18 protein-coding genes are annotated in these 19,927 nt (G+C 32.5%); 7 read left to right on the top strand and 11 right to left on the bottom strand.

Annotation, left to right across the window (positions count from 1 at the left end):
• Positions 1–233 precede the first annotated feature (233 nt).
• Genes AWE51_RS06225 through AWE51_RS06215 form a run of 3 tightly spaced genes read right to left on the bottom strand, consistent with a single transcriptional unit; the run spans position 234 to position 3,762 of the window.
• Positions 234–1,775: an acyl-CoA carboxylase subunit beta gene (locus AWE51_RS06225; RefSeq protein ID WP_066311088.1), complete on the bottom strand. Its 1,542-nt coding sequence runs from the start codon at positions 1,773–1,775 to the stop codon at positions 234–236.
• Positions 1,776–1,779: 4 nt separating this feature from the next.
• Positions 1,780–3,222 (bottom strand): acetyl-CoA carboxylase biotin carboxylase subunit, encoded by a 1,443-nt coding sequence (accC, locus tag AWE51_RS06220; protein ID WP_066311086.1) that lies wholly within the window; start codon positions 3,220–3,222, stop codon positions 1,780–1,782.
• Between the two features lie 54 nt (positions 3,223–3,276).
• Positions 3,277–3,762, bottom strand: a complete 486-nt coding sequence (locus AWE51_RS06215) for an acetyl-CoA carboxylase biotin carboxyl carrier protein subunit (protein ID WP_066311084.1) — start codon at positions 3,760–3,762, stop codon at positions 3,277–3,279.
• A gap of 199 nt (positions 3,763–3,961) precedes the next feature.
• On the opposite strand from AWE51_RS06215, the gene AWE51_RS06210 reads away from it, so the two are divergent.
• Positions 3,962–4,561: a LysE family translocator gene (locus tag AWE51_RS06210; RefSeq protein ID WP_066311078.1), complete on the top strand. Its 600-nt coding sequence runs from the start codon at positions 3,962–3,964 to the stop codon at positions 4,559–4,561.
• 87 nt (positions 4,562–4,648) lie between these two features.
• Entirely contained in the window at positions 4,649–5,149 is a 501-nt protein-coding gene (locus AWE51_RS06205) for a DUF1761 domain-containing protein (RefSeq protein WP_066311073.1), read from the top strand.
• Between the two features lie 52 nt (positions 5,150–5,201).
• Here the strand turns inward: AWE51_RS06205 and AWE51_RS06200 are convergent, their stop codons facing one another.
• Positions 5,202–6,215, bottom strand: coding sequence for a metal-dependent hydrolase (locus AWE51_RS06200; RefSeq protein ID WP_066311066.1), 1,014 nt, complete (start codon positions 6,213–6,215; stop codon positions 5,202–5,204).
• Between the two features lie 6 nt (positions 6,216–6,221).
• On the bottom strand, positions 6,222–7,412 hold the full coding sequence (locus tag AWE51_RS06195) for a hypothetical protein (protein WP_066311063.1): 1,191 nt from the start codon (positions 7,410–7,412) through the stop codon (positions 6,222–6,224).
• A 274-nt stretch (positions 7,413–7,686) separates the two neighbouring features.
• Between AWE51_RS06195 and AWE51_RS06190 the strand changes: the two genes are divergently transcribed.
• The 5 genes from AWE51_RS06190 (at position 7,687) to AWE51_RS26400 (ending at position 13,814) form a co-directional block, all read left to right on the top strand.
• Positions 7,687–8,097 carry a response regulator gene (locus tag AWE51_RS06190; RefSeq protein WP_066311060.1) on the top strand — a complete coding sequence of 137 codons (411 nt, stop codon included), beginning with the start codon at positions 7,687–7,689 and terminating at the stop codon, positions 8,095–8,097.
• A 343-nt stretch (positions 8,098–8,440) separates the two neighbouring features.
• Positions 8,441–8,860 carry a response regulator gene (locus tag AWE51_RS06185; RefSeq protein WP_066311058.1) on the top strand — a complete coding sequence of 140 codons (420 nt, stop codon included), beginning with the start codon at positions 8,441–8,443 and terminating at the stop codon, positions 8,858–8,860.
• Between the two features lie 79 nt (positions 8,861–8,939).
• A complete protein-coding gene (locus tag AWE51_RS06180) occupies positions 8,940–11,693 on the top strand; it encodes a TonB-dependent receptor (RefSeq protein WP_394332231.1) in 2,754 nt (917 codons plus the stop codon).
• Positions 11,694–11,740: 47 nt separating this feature from the next.
• The gene (locus AWE51_RS06175; protein ID WP_066311053.1) at positions 11,741–13,528 is read left to right on the top strand and encodes a YfiR/HmsC family protein; all 1,788 of its coding nucleotides are present in this window, start codon (positions 11,741–11,743) and stop codon (positions 13,526–13,528) included.
• 136 nt (positions 13,529–13,664) lie between these two features.
• A complete protein-coding gene (locus AWE51_RS26400; RefSeq protein ID WP_157766032.1) occupies positions 13,665–13,814 on the top strand; it encodes a hypothetical protein in 150 nt (49 codons plus the stop codon).
• 117 nt (positions 13,815–13,931) lie between these two features.
• On the opposite strand, the gene AWE51_RS06170 is transcribed toward AWE51_RS26400, so the two are convergent.
• Genes AWE51_RS06170 through AWE51_RS06145 form a run of 6 tightly spaced genes read right to left on the bottom strand, consistent with a single transcriptional unit; the run spans position 13,932 to position 19,919 of the window.
• Complete coding sequence (locus AWE51_RS06170; RefSeq protein WP_066311049.1) at positions 13,932–14,726, bottom strand: 3-keto-disaccharide hydrolase; 795 nt, start codon at positions 14,724–14,726, stop codon at positions 13,932–13,934.
• Positions 14,727–14,754: 28 nt separating this feature from the next.
• Positions 14,755–15,807 carry a sugar phosphate isomerase/epimerase family protein gene (locus AWE51_RS06165; protein WP_066311047.1) on the bottom strand — a complete coding sequence of 351 codons (1,053 nt, stop codon included), beginning with the start codon at positions 15,805–15,807 and terminating at the stop codon, positions 14,755–14,757.
• A 41-nt stretch (positions 15,808–15,848) separates the two neighbouring features.
• Positions 15,849–17,000: a Gfo/Idh/MocA family protein gene (locus AWE51_RS06160; protein WP_066311044.1), complete on the bottom strand. Its 1,152-nt coding sequence runs from the start codon at positions 16,998–17,000 to the stop codon at positions 15,849–15,851.
• A 5-nt stretch (positions 17,001–17,005) separates the two neighbouring features.
• Positions 17,006–18,253, bottom strand: a complete 1,248-nt coding sequence (locus tag AWE51_RS06155) for an MFS transporter (protein ID WP_066311043.1) — start codon at positions 18,251–18,253, stop codon at positions 17,006–17,008.
• Positions 18,254–18,259: 6 nt separating this feature from the next.
• On the bottom strand, positions 18,260–19,258 hold the full coding sequence (locus tag AWE51_RS06150) for a sugar phosphate isomerase/epimerase family protein (protein ID WP_066311036.1): 999 nt from the start codon (positions 19,256–19,258) through the stop codon (positions 18,260–18,262).
• Positions 19,259–19,283: 25 nt separating this feature from the next.
• The gene (locus AWE51_RS06145) at positions 19,284–19,919 is read right to left on the bottom strand and encodes a gluconate 2-dehydrogenase subunit 3 family protein (protein ID WP_066311647.1); all 636 of its coding nucleotides are present in this window, start codon (positions 19,917–19,919) and stop codon (positions 19,284–19,286) included.
• Between the last annotated feature and the right edge of the window lie 8 nt (positions 19,920–19,927).

The raw sequence follows: 19,927 nt of genomic DNA, 5'->3' as shown, positions 1-19,927 counted from the left end.
AGATATTGATCGGGATAGATCAAAAAGTAATAGTTGTTTTCTAAATAAAATAAGCAGAAGAGATATATAATAATATGCCCTATAGATTAGGAAAACTTTTGAAAGAATTTTATAGCAACTGTACTAGTAAGATACTTTTAAATAAAATTTATGTATTTAAAGATAAGCCTATCAAAATAGAATTAAAGATAACTAATTCTATTTTGATGGGCTAAGAGACATAAAGATTTTAATTACAACGGAATATTACCGTGTTTTCTATTGGGTCGATCTATATGTTTGTCCTCAAGCATGCTAAAGGCTTTGAGTAATTTTCTACGCGTATTCTGGGGTAGGATTACCTCATCGATAAAGCCTCGTTGCGCTGCTCTATATGGATTCGCAAATTTATCGGCATATTCGGCTTCTTTCTCTGCAAGTTTAGCTTCTGGATTATCTGCAGCCTTAATTTCTTTTCTAAAAATTATTTCACTTGCCCCTTTTGCACCCATAACAGCAATTTCTGCAGAAGGCCAGGCAAAGTTAAGATCTGCTCCAATATGTTTAGAGTTCATTACATCATATGCTCCTCCATACGCTTTACGAGTAATCACAGTTACTTTAGGTACTGTAGCTTCACTAAGAGCATATAGTAATTTTGCACCATGTATAATAATACCATTCCATTCCTGATCTGTACCAGGTAAAAAACCAGGAACATCTACAAGTACTAGTAAAGGGATATTAAAACAGTCACAAAAACGAGTAAATCGCGCTGCTTTTTTCGAACTGTTAACATCTAATACTCCAGCCAGAAACATAGGTTGGTTGGCAACTATTCCAACGCTTCTTCCGCCTAGACGGGCAAATCCAACAATAATATTTTCGGCATAATCTTTATGAATTTCGTAGAAAGAATCTTCATCTATAATACCCTCTATGACATGATGCATATCATAAGGTTTATTTGGATTATCAGGAACAATATCTGATAAAACATCGCGTACCTCATCGGTTAAAGTATATGGTAGTTTTTGAGTATTCTCCAGATTACTTTGTGGTAGGTAGCTTAATAGTTTTTTTACATCTTCTAGACATTCAACATCATTACCAGAAGTTACATGAGCTACTCCAGATTTAGAAGAGTGCGTACTAGCACCACCTAACTCTTCTGATGTTACTTCTTCATTGGTAACCGTTTTTACAACATTAGGACCTGTTACAAACATATAACTAGTATCTTCTACCATTAACGTAAAGTCTGTCATAGCAGGTGAATATACAGCACCACCAGCACAAGGTCCCATAATAGCTGAAATTTGCGGAATCACACCTGAAGCCTGTACATTTCTATGAAAAATATCTGCATAGCCTCCTAGAGATCTAACTCCTTCTTGGATTCGTGCTCCACCAGAATCATTAAGACCAATAAGAGGAGCACCCATTTTTACTGCCATATCCATAATTTTACAGATTTTTTCGGCATGAGTTTCAGATAATGCACCACCAAATACAGTAAAATCTTGAGCAAAAATATACACTAACCTTCCTTCAATAGTACCATAACCTGTAATTACACCATCTCCGTAATAGATTTCTTTTTCCATTCCAAAGTCGGTAGTACGATGTGTTACTAGGATACCAATTTCTTCAAAAGATCCTTCGTCCATTATATATTCTACACGCTCACGGGCTGTTAGCTTTTTCTTTTCATGCTGTTTTGCGATACGTTGTTCACCTCCACCTAATTTGGCTAGAGCAATTTTTTCTTCTAGTGTTTTTATTTTTATATCCATAAGTTTAGTGAATTGGTAAGCGTAATGTTTCCTGATCTTTTAAATATTGTTTCATGGCAATCATTGCTGCAATTTTTGCTTCTTCCTCCATTTCTGCTTTTAATATATCAGGAGTATAATGTTTTTTTACGAAGTGCGTGTCAAATTTTCCGGATCTAAAGGCTTCATGTTCGCATACAAATTTTCCAAAAGGAAGTGTGGTTTGTACACCACTAACACGATAATCACCAATTGCTTTTATCATAAGTTCTATAGCCTCTTCTCTTGTTTTGCCATAAGTGATTAGTTTTGCTAACATTGGATCGTAGTAAATCGGAATATCCATTCCTTCTTCAAAACCATTGTCGACACGAATTCCTTCTCCTTTGGGAATTTGATATTGATCAAGATGCCCAACACTAGGTAAAAAATCGTTTAACGGATCTTCGGCATACACTCTTAATTCTAAAGCATGCCCATTGATTTGTAAATCTTGTTGTTGAATAGGTAGTTGTTCACCCCTTGCAACTTTTATTTGTAACTCAACAAGATCAACACCAGAAATAATTTCGGTTACAGGGTGTTCTACCTGTAAACGTGTGTTCATTTCTAGAAAGTAAAAATTATTATTTTCATCAAGTAAAAACTCTACTGTTCCGGCTCCACGATAATCACATGCTTTAGCCACTTTTACGGCTGCTTCACCCATTTTGGTTCTTAACTCTGGAGTGAGTACTGCAGAGGGAGCTTCTTCTACCACTTTTTGATGACGTCGTTGTACACTACATTCTCTTTCAAATAGATGAATGACATTACCATGACTATCCGCCATAACCTGTATTTCGATATGTCTTGGTGAAGCTACATATTTTTCAATAAAAACAGAGCCATCACCAAAAGCTGATGTAGCCTCACTGATAGCGCGATTCATTTGTGATTCGAGGTCGCTTTCTTTTTCTACAACACGCATTCCTTTTCCTCCTCCTCCAGCAGAGGCTTTTATCAGAATAGGAAATCCAATCTCCTTAGCGATTGCTTTGGCTTTAACGGGGTCGGTTATAGCTTCATCTATACCGGGTACCATAGGAATATCATACGCTTTTACTGCTTCTTTAGCGGCGAGTTTGCTTCCCATTACTTTTATGGCCTTTGATTTTGGCCCTATAAAAATGAGGTTGTTTTCTTCTACTTCTTCTGCAAAGGTTGCATTTTCACTTAAAAAACCATATCCAGGATGTATACCATCAACATTTAATTGTTTGGCTACTTCAATGATTTTAGAACCTAATAAATAAGATTGATTAGATGGAGCTTCTCCTATGCAAACAGCTTCATCTGCAAATTTTACATGAGGAGCATTTCGGTCTATTGTTGAATATACGGCAACCGTCTTAATACCCATTTTTTTGGCAGTGGTCATTACTCGAATAGCAATTTCACCTCTATTTGCAACTAGTATTTTTTTCATATACACATATATTAGAGTAGGTAACTCTATTTAAATACCCATGAAGGGATATGATTATTCAAACTCTATTAATAATTGTCCTTTTTCGACAGCATCACTTTTATCGGCAGCAATGGATTTGATGACTCCATCTCTAGGAGAAAGAATAACATTTTCCATTTTCATGGCTTCTAGGATGAGTAAAGGATCATTTTCTTTTACTTCTTGGCCGATTTCTACCTGAATATCTAGTAATAATCCAGGCATTGGTGCTTTTATAGCATTTACTTGTTTAGAAGATCCAACAGAGAATCCCATGGCCGCAATCTGTAAATCTAATGTATTGGCAATATCAACATCATAGATAGTATTATTGATCTTAATACTGTAATTCTTAGTATTAAAATTATTCGTTAAAACTTCTGCGTCATAAGATTTAGAATCCTGTAGTATATGATATGTTGTTGAAGAGGTCTGCAATGCATCAATTTTTGATATATGATCATCAGTAAAGTCGACCTCAAAAGTTTTATTTACTTTAACTTTATAAGTAGTACTCATATTAGTAGTTTGTTTATTACATAAATTCTGGTGATAAATTGAACCATTTCTTACGGAAAAAACAAATTAATTATGAATTTATTGAGACTTGTGTATTATTTAAATTTATCAATAGTGAGGTTTTGTTGTAAAAGATGTTAACGAGGTACTACTATTAAATATTTATATTTACCTTATTTATTAAGCGCGTTCGAAACTTATGTCATTCATAGATGGTTTTATAATAGGATTAGGGATGATTATTTTTATAGGTCCAGTATTCTTTTTGTTGTTAAACAGTAGTCTACAGTTTGGAACCAAAGCAGGTACAGCAGTGGCTTTAGGGATTATAGTTAGTGATATACTATGCGTATTGCTTTGTTATGTTGGGCTATCATCTTTTCTGACAGCAAAGGGAAATCAATTTTGGATAGGGGTATTCGGAAGCATTATCATATTTGGTTTAGGGATTAATTATTTACTAAAAAAGGCAGTACTTAATAATGAACCTATAGTAGATGCAAAAAATATCGGAAAGTTTTTTTTAAAAGGATTTAGTGTGAATTTTTTTAACCCTTTCGTTTTTATAATTTGGATTGGAGTTTATAATTACGGTGAACATAAATATGTAGAAAACTCCTCTTTATTCTTTTTTTTATTGGCAGTTTTATTAGGTATTCTTACTACAGATTTAGTCAAGGTATTTTTATCCAAAAAACTCAAAAAAATTCTATCAGTAAAGCGACTAACACTATTTTTTAGAATAACAGGAATTCTTCTTATAGTGTTCTCTATTAGGTTATTGTATTTGGTTTGGTGAAGCGTAATATTAGATTTTTTTATATTTGATAAACAACATATATCAATTATTTAACTAAAATTTAATTGATATAATAAACTAATCAATATGGAATTTAATTTTTTAATTACGGCTGTCGCAGCAATTATTCCGACAGTTTTAGGCTTTGTTTGGTATAATCCAAAGGTTTTTGGAACTGCTTGGATGAATGCTTGTGGTTTTACCGAAGATGATCTAAAAGGAGGTAATATGGCATTGATTTTTATCTTATGTTATGTGTTTAGCTTCTTTTTAGCGTCTACAGTAAATGTCTTGGTAATTCATCAATTTGGTTTTTTTTCATCTCTTTATGGAGAACCTGGATTAACAGAAGTGGGTACAGAAACATATCAGTATGCACAGGACTTTATGACAAAATATGGAGATAATTATAGAACTTTTAAACATGGGGCCTTGCATGGTACGTTAGCAGGGATATTTTTTGTGCTTCCTGTATTAGGAACAAATGCAATGTTTGAAAGAAAAGGATTTAAGTATATAGCAGTAAATGTTGGGTATTGGACTGTTTGTCTTGCTTTGATGGGAGGTGTTATTTGTCAATTTGCTTAAATCATTATCAGATATAACATAAAAGAATGCCTGAGTATATTTAGGCATTCTTTTACGATTTGTTACCCAACATACGAGCAAACAGTTTTTTTAATAGAGGGGAAGCCTCATCTGCATTTCGACCTCTTTCTTTTGCCTGTAAAATTCCCTCTTGGTCATAAAACAATTCATAGCTAAATACAAAACGTTTGGCAGTATCACCCATCCCCAATTGTCCAAATCGAAGATCATTAAAATACACCTTATTATCTTTTTTTTCTATAGTATACCAACCCTCAGATAAGTTAATCAATCTTGGTAGTAATGGGTCATTTTTCATTTTACCCAACAAGTGGTGGTTTTTAGGGAACTCAGAAAAAGTGATATTGTCATCTTTATCTAGTAATGAATAATAACCAATTAGAAATGAATCTTTAGTCTCTATATTCGCTGTCCATAAAATACTATTTAGCGGTGTTGGTTTAGTCTGAATCTCTTTGTATTCAATATTTTGATTCTTCAGACTAGCCTGGAACTTATAATAAGTATTCCATTTTAAACCTAAAGTAACCAGCATATAGATAGAGCTCATATATAATCCTATTACATTAAATTTTCTTCTTTTAGGGTCCGAACGTTTGTAACGCATTGCTAATATTAGAAAAACTAAGAAAGGAATTGTATACAAAGGGTCAACAACAAAAATATTTTTAAAAGAAACTTTATATGTAAATGGCCAAAATAGTTGGGTTCCCCATGTAGTAAATGCATCCAGTAGTGGATGCGTAAATAGACCAAGAAACATTAATTTGGTCCAATCTTTCCAATTTGCTTCTTTATTCTTATATATTTTACTTATTAACCAACCAAATAATGGAGCGGCAAGTAAACTAAACACTATAGAGTGTGAAAAACCTCGGTGAACCTCATTTGCAGTAACATTATCTACAAAAAACTTTGATAAAACGTCTAAATCCGGTATTGTTCCGGCAATAGCTCCCCAAAGTATCGCTTTATTGCCTACTTTTTTTCCAAGAGTAGCTTCAGCAACAGCAGCGCCTAATACGATCTGGGTTAATGAATCCATATAAAATTAGTCTATCTGAAGTTTGAAAGGGTTTCTTATTTCATATTCACTAGGAGAAATAAGTTCTACAAGAGGTTTTAAAATGGTATTTGAAATAGAATTTCCGTGTCTCACATACAATTTCATTTCTACAGGTTTGGCACCAACACAACTCTTTATAATCTCGGCAGTTCTGCCTAATCTAAGCTCATTAGTGTTTTCTTTTATAGCCAAATCGACATAATCATATAACATTCTTTGGTAGATATCATATTTCTTATTGTATGTGTAGTCGATACCGATATGATTAGCTTCGATAGCATCACCAAGAATAAAGCTTGTAGTAAAACCGACTAATTTATGGTTTAAAAAATATCCTTTAAAAATAAACGAATTACCTAAATTTTGTTTTAGATTTTTAAAAGTAGTAGCCTTTAATTTTCCTATTTTAAAATCTGCTTTTTCAATTACAGATAAATATAATTTATCAATGTCTTGGCTATAGTTATCTATATCTTCAAAAGAAAAATCTTGAACAACAATTTCTTCAGAATTCTTAAACACTTTTTTTACACGAGTTCTAAACTTAGTACGCATACTAGCAAGGTAATTCTCGAAAGTTTTCCAGTTTTGATCTATTGGTAAAACCATGTTAACATCAATATTAAATTCTCTAAAGTCATGCTCTTTGATATAATCACTAGAGTTAAAGGATTTCGGCCAAAACTCTTTTAAAAGAATAAAAGATGGTTTATCAGAATTTTCAGATTTACGTATATCTCGTAAAGCTATAGATAAACTCTCAAAAGCTTCATTCGCTTTTACATAACTCGGATTGTACATAAAACCATGTTCACCACAAGAAAATAAATTACCACAGATCAATACTCCTACATCAAGGTTTTTAAACAATGTATTTTTTATAGTATCGCTAATATTACAAGGAAATTCGTTAAAATTTAGTTGGGCAGAATTAAATTTAATAAGTTGTGTTACAGCCAGAGCAACAGGAACTTTGTTTTGATAAAATAATATATATTTAAACTTAATAGTCTCGGCAAGAGTTTCCTCTAAGGTCTTTAAGTAAATTAACGAAAAGAAAATAGTGTTTTTAGAGTTGACCAAATTCCATTTGCCAGTTGGCACATCGGTAGTATGATTATAGATATCATACGTTAAAGATGTGGTCTTACATATATTTTTTATTTTTCCAAGCATAAATCCCTTACGATTCTAATATCAGAGCGATAATCAAATCAAACTCAAAATTACATCTATTTTTTAGAGTCTTCATTAAAAGTTTGTGAAAACTACATATTCTTTAGACGATAAAAGTGTCTTTTTGTTTCATAAGTATTTGATTTTAAAGTTATTTATTTTTCCTCTTTACCGTTAATTTTGTGATTTTAGACGAAAACTTTTTAATTATACATAATTTAACACATAAATATCACTCAAATTTATTTTCTTTATAGTGTAATTGGAAAAACTTATGGGAGTAGTAGTTAATTGTGTCTTATTGATAGATGATGATAAGGCCACAAATTTCTTTAATGAAAGAGTTGTAACAAAACATGATGGTTTTCAGCAGGTTAATACTGTTCAAAGCGGTATTGCAGCTTTAGAATATCTCAATGATGTAGAAAAAAACAAAAAAACAAAGCCCGATCTTATTTTTTTAGACATTAATATGCCCGCTATGAATGGTTGGGAATTTTTGATTGAATTTTCTAAGTTGAAAAAAGAACTTACAGAAGGAATCAAAGTAATTTTATTATCAACTTCATCCAATCCTGATGATGTTCGAGAATCTTCAAAAAATCATACAGTAAATGATTTTATAAATAAACCACTATCTCTAAATATACTAGATAGTGTATTGCAGAATCATTTTTCACAATAAGACAATATCTAATATGAATTTCTTTAAAAATAAATGTTGTTTTTAATTATATGTTTATTCAATAGTTAAATTGTTTTATATAATTGATTTGAGGCATTCAAATAATTGTTTTTTAATTATTTTTTGATGAATGTTTTCCAAGGAAAACAGAATCTTTTAAACTGATTTTTGTGCAAATAGTCGAATAGTTACTATAAAAAACAGTATTTTTAACAAATGATTATTAATTGTTTATCTTATTTCGTAAGTGAGAATTAACGTACTTAAAATGTACATTATTCTTTAGGTAGAGATTGGCTTTTTCAGATAAACAATTTGTTATAAAATTGGTAAACACAAATCGATGAAAAATAAACTAAAAAAAGTTTTGTTAGTTGATGATAGTCAGTCAACAAATTTTTTCAATAAGGTGATCATTGAAAAATCAGATGTTGCTGAGGAAATTAGTATTGCCAAAAATGGAATTGAAGCATTAGAATATCTACACTCAGGAAATATTCCAGAAATTATTTTTTTAGACCTTAATATGCCCGTAATGAATGGGTGGGAGTTTCTTATCGAGTATCAGAAACTTGATAAAGGGATGAAGGGTTCAATAATTATAGTAATGCTAGGAGCTTCTTTGAATAAAAAAGAAGAAAACTTTATCAAAAGCATCCCAGAGGTAAAAGAGTCTAGAGAAAAAATGCTTAATAAAGAAATCGTAAATGATATCATGAATACTTATTTTATAGAATCTATATCAGTTACCCCTTCTAATTAATGTTAAACAGAATGTATTAGTACTTTGAAATAGTTAAAAATAATATATTTTCCCCCTAGAGATTTTTTTTAAAAGCTAAATATATAAACACATCAAAACACTGATAGAAAACACACGAAGTATTTTTATAATTCAAGACAAATTATTTTTTACGATTATATTTTTTTCTTGTTTTATAACTGGGATTTATTCACAATCCAGAGCTGTTATTTTAGGTAATGTTTCTGATCAATTTGGAAATCTTCCTGGAGCGCGAATTGCGATAGAAGGAACAGATTATAAAACCACTACAGATGTAAATGGAAATTACACCTTTAATGTTAATGAAGGAGAATATATAGTTAATGCAGCCTTTGTAATGTATACTACAATTTCTAAAACTGTAGAGGTTAAAGTAGGCGATACGATCAAAGTAGATTTTATATTACAAGCTGGTTTTTCTATGGATCAACCAGTTTCTTTAGGATCTAGGGCTAAACCAAAATCATTACTTAAAAATACAGCTGCCGTTGATATTGTGTCTCCACAACAAATTACCAGCTCATCTCAGGTAGAGCTAAGCCAGATTTTACATTATTTAATACCTTCTTTTCATTCTACACATCAAACTATTGCAGATGGTACCGATCATATAGATCCAGCTACACTTCGAGGGTTAGGTCCTGATCAGGTATTAGTATTAATTAACGGTAAAAGAAGACATAATAGCTCTTTATTAAATGTTAATGGTACTGTTGGTAGAGGATCTGTTGGAACAGATTTTAACGCAATACCGGTTGCTTCTATAGAACGAATAGAAGTGCTAAGGGATGGAGCAACCTCTCAATACGGTTCTGATGCGATTGCAGGTGTTATCAATATTATTTTGAAAAAACAGACAGAAATTATTCAAATTGATAATCGAGTGGGTATAACAACTCAAGGAGATGGTTTTACGTTATATTCAGCAGCAAATTTTGGACTAAAAATTGGAAATGAAGGATTTGTAAATATTACAACAGAGTATAGAGAAAGAGAAGCGGTTAATAGAGCGGGAGATTATACAGGAACAGTTTATTCTGATGATCCTATAGAAGAGGAAAGGTTATTACAGGAAAACAATTTTTTTGGACAAACCGGATATTCTGGTCGACAAGTCATGGAAATTGGTAGTGCCGAAACTCAAAATCTTGGACTTTCATTTAATGCGGAAATGCCAATTTCTGACCACGCAACATTTTACTTAAGAGGAGGGCGAAATTATAGAGAAGGTAAAGCAAAAGGTTTTTATAGATTTCCTAAAGATCAAGATAGAGTAGTATTAGAATTGTATCCAAATGGTTTTTCTCCAGAAATATTAACGGGAATACAAGATGATGGTATTTCTGGTGGAGTAAGAGGAGTTAAGAATGAATGGAATATTGATTTTAGTCATACGATAGGAATAAATCAATTAAATTATACGGTTAATAATTCTAATAATGCATCTCTCGGAGTGGCGTCACCTAGAACCTTTTATGCTGGTGGTTTTTTGTACAATCAAAATACAACTAATCTTGATATTTCAAGAAGTTTTGATTGGGCTAGTGGTTTAAATATCGCATTTGGAACAGAGTTACGAGTAGAAAATTATCAAATCATAGCCGGAGAAGAAGCCTCATATGTTAACGGCGGATCAACATTTATAAATGAATTAGGAGATGAACTGCCAAGATCTGTAGGAGCTCAAGTATTTCCTGGGATTCGACCAGAGAACGAATTGGATCGATTTAGAACGAATAGTTCGGGTTATCTTGATATTGAAGCAAACATAACCGAAAAACTATTAGTAAGAGGAGCAGCTAGATATGAAGCATATAATGATTTTAAAGGTCAAGCTATATGGAAATTATCTGGACGGTATAGAATTCAAGATGAATTAAGTGTGAGAGCCGGTTTTACTACTGGTTTTAGGGCGCCTTCTTTACATCAAGTGTTTTTCCAAAATATTAGTACTCAATTTATCAATGGAGAAAGTATTCAAGTAGGTACCTTTAATAACGAAAGTGCTGTTGCTGCAGAAGCTTTTAAAATAGGAAAGTTAAAGCCAGAATTATCTAAACACTTTAGTGCAGGTTTTAGTGGAAAGTTTAATGAAAATATTACTTTTTCTTTAGATTATTATCTAATAAATATAGATGATAGAATAGTGCTTTCTGGACAATTTGCAGAAGGATATGAAGCTATTTTAGAACCATTTGGAGTAGGAGCTGCACAGTTTTTTACAAATGCTATCGATTCTAAAACAACAGGTTTAGATGCTGTTTTGTTTTTTAAAACTCCTTTAGCCGAAGGTGAATTTAGTGCATCTTTAGGAGCAAACATTACAAAAACTAGAGTAAAGAATGGTATTAAAGTATCCGAAGCCTTAATAGGGCAGGAAAATATTTTATTCAATAGAGAAGAAATAGCGAGAGTAGAATCGTCGCAACCAAACTTTAAAGTGAATTCTTTCTTTTCATATGATATAGATAAATTTAATTTTCAGATGACAAATACTGTTTTTGGAGAAGTTAAATTTATGCATCCTAACGATGGCAATCCTGACAATTGGGTATTAAATGAATTTAGTGGCGCTATAGAATCAAGAGATCAGCTTTTTTCTCCTAAATTAGTTACAGATATGGGTGTTTCTTACCAAGTTAATGATTATATTAAATGTACTATAGGTGGAAACAATGTCTTCAATGTTTTTCCTGATAAACATACGCACTCTGCTAATACAGATGAAGGTAATTTTACGTACAGTAGGAGAGTACAACAATTTGGCGTATATGGAAGCAATTATTTTGTAAGGCTATTACTTAGATTATGATTTTTAATTTTAAAATTATATCATTTATTAGGATTCATTTATCTTTTATGTGTTTGTGTTTCTTGACTGTGTTGTTTTGTTATAACAGTCAAGCTCAAGAAACTAATGAAGAGGTAAAAAGGCTGCAAAGAGGAATTTTTATCTTCAATTTTGCACAACAAGTTAGTTGGCCAAATTTAGATGAAGAATCTTCTTTTAAAATAGGAGTATTAGGCCCTGATCATACAGTTATTGACCTTCAGGCTATGGCGCAGAAAAGAAAAATTCATAACAAACCAGTTCAGGTAGTACGATTTAATTCTATTCGACAAATTAAAGATGTCCAACTACTATATGTAAATAACAAGTACAATTACACTATTGGTTATATACTTAACAAAATCTCAAAAAAGAACGTTTTATTAGTTACAGAAGATTATAATTACAATGCTTCTATGATTAATATGGTCGCAGTAGGAAACTCTTTTGAATATGAAATTAGTTTAGATCGTATTCAAGGAGAAGGGTTTGCGGTAGCTCCTTCCTTAAAAAGATATGCCATTAGTTCTTCACAAAAATGGAAGCGATTATATAAAAAGACCGAAAAATCGCTAAATGAAGTCCAAGAAAAAACAGAAGAACAAGAAAATATTATTAAAAATAAGGAAGAGGTAATTGAATATCAAAATAGAAAGATTACAAATCAAGAAAAGGAAATAGGAACAAAGGATCAAGAAATTACTGAACGTAAGAACAAAATAATTAATCTATATACAGAAAGTCAAATACAGCAAAAAAAATATAAAGAGAAAGAACAGATAGAACTAGAACTAGAGAAAAGCATTAAAGAGCAGATTACATTTATTAAAAATCAAGAAGCAAAAATTGAAAAAAGTAATCAAGAAATACAGAAACAACAGGACTTTCTTAAAGAGCAAAGTAAGCAGATTAAGCAACAAGACGAAATTTTAACACGACAGAATGTAAGACTTAGCACACAAAAAAAGATTAACTCATTACTCATTGCCCTTATTAGTCTTATTCTTTTAGGAAGCTTTTTTATTTATAAAGGGTATTTAGCAAAAAAGAAGTTTAATATCGAATTAGAAAAAAAGAATCAGGCTATTTATGAGCAATCGTTAGCATTAGAAGCTAAAAATAAAGAGTTAGAACAATTTGCATATATAGCTAGTCATGATTTACAAGAACCACTTAACACAATTTCTAGTTTTATTGGTTTAATAGTCGAGGATTACGGAGATCGTATTGATAGCGTTGGGAAAGAAAGTTTAAACTTTATACAAGATGCTAGTTTACGAATGAAGAATTTGATAGACGCTCTGCTGGAATATTCTAGATTAGGAAGAGGAAAAGAATACGCAAAAGTAAATACAAACAATGTTCTTGCAGATTTAAAGGCAGATTTAAAAAGTGTTATCGATAAAGAAGGAGCAAAGATTACAATAGGAAAACTACCTACTGTAACCGGTTCTGAAATAGAACTTAGATTACTATTTCAAAACCTTATTAGTAATGCCATTAAGTTTAGAGCAGATGGTGTTGTACCTGAAATCAAAATTTCTTGTAGCAAGAAAAACAAATCTAAGAATCAACAAAATGACTTTTGGCAATTTGCTATAAAAGATAACGGTATCGGAATACCAGAAGAGCATAAAGAACGGATATTTGCTATTTTCCAACGATTACATTCTCGAGAACAATATCAAGGAACGGGTATAGGGTTGGCGCATTGTAAAAAAATAGTAGAATCTCATGGCGGAGAAATTTGGTTGACCTCCAAAGTAGGAGAGGGAAGTACTTTTTATTTTACGATACCCCTTTCATCATCACAATAAATTCGTTATTTATTTATGTGTTTATATTTATAAATTTAAAGTAGAGATTTATAAATTTCAAGAATGAACTATTCAAGATTAGATTAATTCTGATTAATTTCCTTTTCAGTTAAATACATAAATTAAATTTCAAGTAATGAAAAAAAGAAAAGAAATTAAGACATTAAAACTTCAAAAAGAGGTTATTTCAAAACTAAAATTACAAACCATAAAAGGAGCAGGAGGAGGATTAAGTCGTATTGAAGTTTGTAACTCTGCGCAGGGAGAATGCCCTCATATACATTAAAGTATTATTAAGATAATAAACTTTTTGAGTAAAAAATGGGAGAAGTTATAACTTCTCCCATTTTTTTGTAGGATTAAATCTATCTTAAATAAAAAAAAGATATAGGTAGCTTTAATACTATAATTCTCGCACCCAAATATTTCGATATTGTACTAGATTACTATGATCTTGTAATTTAATGGGGCCTTTATTATGAGCCTCGTTTTTTGGAGGGCCGATATATTCTGTAGAACCTAAAATTTCAACATGATCTTGTACCAAAACACCATTATGAATTACAGTAAAAGTTCCAGATTTAACCTTTTTTCCTGAACTATCAAATTCAGGTTCATGAAAGATAATATCATAAGTTTGCCATTGATCGGGAGCTTTGGTAGCATTTACTAAAGGAATGTGTTGTTTATATATAGAAGTGGCCTGACCATTCGAATATGTGGGATTTTGATAACTATCTAGTATCTGAACTTCATATTTATTCTGAAAAAAAACACCGCTATTACCACGTCCTTGTCCTTCGCTTTCAACACTATCGGGAGCGCTCCATTCTAGGTGTAACTGAATACTACCAAAGTCTTGTTTCGTTTGTATATCACCAGCTCCAGGTTTTACGGTCATAGTTTGATCAGCATTAATTGTCCAGCTAGCTGGAGTAGCATCTTTTGAAGATACCCAAGCCTCTAGATTTGTACCATCAAATAACACTAGTGCGTCAGAAGGAACGTTATTTTGGTTGAAAGAAACAGTTTTTGGTTCTGGATCCCAGACTTCGGTTTCTTTAGGATCAGTAATTTCCTTTTCTTGTATTACTGGCTTTGATTCTTCTTTAGGATTCTCAATCACTGCTGTTTCTGTTTTTTCTTTACAAGAACAAATAACAATTGTAATGAGTAGGTAGTATGTTAATTTTTTCATGATATTTTTTTCGCTTTTTATAAACGTTTTAAATTCCCAATATTTTTTTTAGCATATCTTTATTGGTACTCGCTCCCGCAAAATCATCAAAAGTCTTTTCGGTAGCTTCAATAATATGATCTTGTATGAATTTAGCTCCTTCTCGTGCTCCCTGTTCAGGAGATTTTATACAACATTCCCATTCCATAACTGCCCATACATCGCAACCGTATTGAGTTAGTTTAGAGAAAATAGTTTTAAAGTCTATTTGTCCATCTCCTAAAGAGCGATATCTGCCAGCTCTATCAATCCATTCGCTATAACCTCCAAAAGCCCCTTTTTTTCCTGTAGGATTAAACTCAGAGTCTTTTACATGAAATGCTTTGATAAATTCATGATAGTGATCTATATACTCAAGATAGTCTAATTGTTGTAATACGAAATGACTTGGATCATAAAGGATATTTACACGTTTATGATTTCCGGTAGCTTCAAGAAATCGTTCAAATGTAACACCATCATGTAGATCTTCACCAGGATGAATTTCATAACATACATCTACACCATTTTCATCAAAATGGTTTAATATAGGAAGCCAACGTTTTGCTAATTCTTCAAATCCCATTTCTACTAATCCAGCAGGACGTTGTGGCCATGGGTGCATGGTATGCCATAATAATGCACCAGAAAAAGTAGCGTGTGCTTTAATTCCTAGGCGATTACTTGCTATAGCTGCATTTTTAACTTGTTGCACCGCCCATTCAGTACGTTTTTTAGGATTGTTTTTACAATCATCCGGAGCGAAGTTATCAAACATAAGATCATATGCTGGGTGCACAGCGACTAATTGCCCTTGTAGATGTGTTGATAATTCTGTGATTTCTAAGCCATAATCTGCGATCTTTCCTTTTAATTCGTCACAATAGGTTTGACTATTTGCAGCTGTGTCCAGATCAATCAATCTAGTTTCCCAGGTAGGTATTTGAATTCCTTTGTAACCTAAATCGGATGCCCATTTACAGAGTCCATCTAGAGAATTGAATGGAGGATTATCATCCATAAATTGTGCTAAAAAAACAGCAGGCCCTTTAATGGTTTTCATTGCTCAGTATTTTTTATGATTTTTTATTTCAATAGTATGCTCTAACTTTTTAATGTTACCCAACTGGCATTATTCGAACTACTTTCTACAGCTTTATAAATGAAATTCATACCTCGTACTCCATCTTGAACTGTTGGAAAATCAGGAAGAGAAGAAGGGGAGTTTCCTTGTTTTACATGGTTTAGCTCCTTAGCAAAACTTCGGTAAATAGTGGCAAAACCTTCTAAATACCCTTCAGGATGTCCAGCAGGAATACGCACATATTCAGACGCCTCTGGATACCCGCCATTACCTCCTGGTGTATACGTTTGTTTAGGTTGATTTAACCATTTTACAACCAATTCATTTGGGTTTTCTTGATGCCAGTCAACACTTCCTTTTGTCCCATAAATTTTAATGGCTAATCCGTTTTCTTCACCAGTGGCAATCTGAGAAAATGTCATAGTACCTTTAGCACCATTTTCAAATCGTAGTAAAATATTACCGTCATCATCAAGTGTTCTTCCTTCTCCAAAAGCAGTAAGATCAGCTGCAAGTTCATTAATATGAATCCCTGATATATATTCAACTAGGTTTTCAGCATGAGTGCCGATATCTCCAAGGGCACCGCCGATTCCTGATCGTTTCGGATCTACACGCCATGCTGCTTGTTTGTGATCTGTTTTTTCTACAGCAGAAGAAAGCCAACCTTGTAAATATTGAACATTAATTTTTCTTATAGTACCTAAATCTCCTTTGGCAATCATGGCTTTAGCTTGTTTCACCATAGGATATCCTGTATAATTATGAGTTAAGGCAAAAACTTTACCGGTAGACTGTACTATTTTTTCCAGTTCGATAGCTTCTTCCATGTTTAAAGACAATGGTTTATCACAGATCACATGAAAACCATGTTCTAATGCCATCTTTGCAGGGGGGAAATGCATGTGATTTGGAGTTACAATAGCTACAAAATCCATTCGTTCATCTTCAGGAAGTTTAGCCTCTGCTTTAATCATTTGCTGATAACTACCATATGCTCTGCTTTTTGGTATACCAATAGCTTTTGCAGAAGCAATACTTTTTTCTTCGGTACTTGAAAAAGCACCACAAACCAACGAAATCATTCCATCTAAACCAGCTGCTTTTCTATGTACATCTCCTATGAAAGAACCTAATCCTCCACCTATCATTCCCATTTTTAATCGGGTCATATCTTTTATTCTTTATATTCTATTTTTTCATTTTTGAAGAAAACGGCGAAGAGTATCATCACCGCTGCTGCAAATATAGCTGGGAAAATCCAGATACTTATCCAATCATGACCTTCTCCTACAATATTTGCATCTGTTATTTTTCCTGCTACGTAAAAACCGATAAGCATTCCTAATCCATAGGTGGCTAGGGTGATTAAACCTTGAGCGGCACTTTTAAATTTCTCACCAGCCTTACTGTCTGTATATATTTGGCCCGAAACAAAGAAAAAATCATAGCATATGCCATGTAATGCAATTCCTGTAATAAGCATAAATACAAGTTCTCCGGAATTACCATAAGCAAATAATAGATAGCGTACCGTCCAGGCAAGCATACCTACCAGTATGGTTTTTTTGAAACCAAATTTTTTAAAGAAAAAGGGTAGTAGTAACATAAATAAAACTTCAGACATCTGACCAATAGTCATTAAGCCTGCAGGTCCAATTTCTTTATTATAAAATACTACTGATGCTTTGATTTCACCTAGATACTGTCCAGCATGTTGATAATAAAATGCTAAAGGAATACAAATTAAAATTGATGCAATGAAAAAAACCAAAAAATTTCTATTACCCAGTAACTTCAAAGCATCTAGACCAAGAATATCAGAAATAGTAACTTTTTCATCACTTTTAGGTGGAGTTTTTGGTAATGTGAAACTAAAAACCCCTAATAGAGCGGATGCGATTGCGGTCATTAAAAATGTATTTCTTAAAGCTCCTAGATCAATATTATCTGGTGAATCCCAGTTAAAAATAAGACTAATGAAAACCAATCCAGCTATAATCCAACCAATGGTTCCCCAGACTCGTATAAATGGAAATTGTTTCGATGGATCTGTCATTTGATTAAAAGATACAGAATTAACTAGCGCTAATGTAGGCATGTATGCAATCATATATCCTAGTACATAAGGATAAAATGCGCTAAAATCTGAGGCATTAGCCATTTGATACATTAAAAAGGCACCTATAATATGTAAAATACCAAGTATTCTTTCTGCATTAAAAAAACGATCTGCCACTAATCCAATAATAAATGGTGCAATAATAGCTCCCCAAGATTGGGTAGAGTATGCCATTGCTGTTTCGGCACCACTTGTATTAAGTGTGTTGGGTAAATATATCCCCATGGTTACAAACCATCCTCCCCAAATAAAAAATTCTAAAAACATCATCAACGATAGTTGAAACTGGGCTATCTTATTCATAAATGGTTAGTTAAGTTGTTTAGCGGCATTGATTAATAAATCTCGAGTAGCTATTATTCCTTTGATTTCTTCAAGTTGCTCTCCTTCATATTCGACACCAATAAAACCCTTATATCCTGCTTTTTTAACAATGTCGAGCATTTTTTTATAGTCTATTTTTGTTTCATTACCTTGGGCATCAAAATCATGAGATTTAGCACTTACGGCTTTTGCATAAGGCATCATTTCTGCTACTCCTTTATATTTAGGGTATTCCTCGATACAACTAGCTCCCCATCGCACTCCGTCTTTACGTTTTAGACAAAAGTTTCCAAAATCGGGTAAAGTACCACAATTGGGTTTGTTTACTTTTTTCATGACTTCAATTAATAAGGATGCATTGGAAGAAAGGTACCCATGGTTTTCTACAATTACGTTAACATCTTTTGATGCTGCATAATCTGATAGTTTGCTTAGACCGTCTGTAGCAACATCTACCCATTTGTTCGGATCATTTGTACCAAATAAATTTACTCTAATAGAATGGCAACCTAAAAACTGTGCGGCATCTACCCATTTTTTATGTTTTTCGACAGCTTCATTTCGTTCATTCTCATCTAGTACAGCAAGATCCCCTTCGCCATCTACCATGATAATTAGATTTTGCATTTTGTACTGTTTACTTTTTGCAAGTAAGACCTCTAGTAATTGTTGCATTGCTTTTTTAGGGTCAGCATCTTTTTTGAGATCCTCTGCATATAACTGACTTACATATTCAACTCCTTCAAAACCTAATTCACTAGCTTTTTGTGCAAAATCTTTAGGATCAATTTCTCCAGACTGCATAGCTTTATGCAGTGACCATTGTGCTAAGGATAGTTTAAAAAAAGGTTTAGCTATTGTTTTCGAAACTTCTGTTACAGGTTCTTTATCGGTATTTTCAACTTCGATTATTTCTTTGGGTTTTTGTTTGCAAGAGCCTAAAATCATTAGTAATATAAGCCCATTTATGATGGTTTTGTGCATGGTTATTGTTTTGTTATTCCTATGTTTATAGTGACCAGGCTTTACCCTGTGTTAATTCTTCTAAGGAGTCGCATCCTACTTGTCCTCCTGGTACAGGAGCATACGCTAATACATTTTCACCAATTTCTTGACTTGCTTTAAATCCCCAGATAGACATGTCTCTTACTGAAGATAAATAAGAAAAAATACGAGCATCTTTAGAGACTTTTTCTAAGTCTTCTGGTGTTTTTATTCCCCACATTTCTTTTTGATAAGCTTCTTGTTGTTCTTTAGAAGATCTAAGGTATTTGTTTAATATGGCATCATATTCTTCGATTTTCACTTTTTTAACAGGCTTATCTTCATTAATACCTAAAGCTTCTGTTAGTAATGTTGCATTTTTTTTAAATCGTTCACTATCTTTTTGTTTAGGGACATTATTAATAAACTTGTCTATAAACATAGGAACATTAAGAGATTTAGCTCCTGGAATATCTGTTTCGGGAATGATTAGATCAACAATTTGATCTAATATTTTGGCTTCGTTTTCTGAAAGTAATTCAGGTGTCCAATTTAACTTAATTTCACTGGTACAACTTTGTAAAATACTTAACAATGTTGGAGTAGCCGCAATGTATCCTGCAGATAGTCCAATATTTTTTAAGGCTTGTCTTCTATTCATAATCATAA

The organism is Aquimarina aggregata (assembly GCF_001632745.1).
Taxonomy (GTDB): Bacteria; Bacteroidota; Bacteroidia; order Flavobacteriales; family Flavobacteriaceae; genus Aquimarina; species Aquimarina aggregata.
This window is presented reverse-complemented; position numbering and strand designations above follow the sequence as displayed.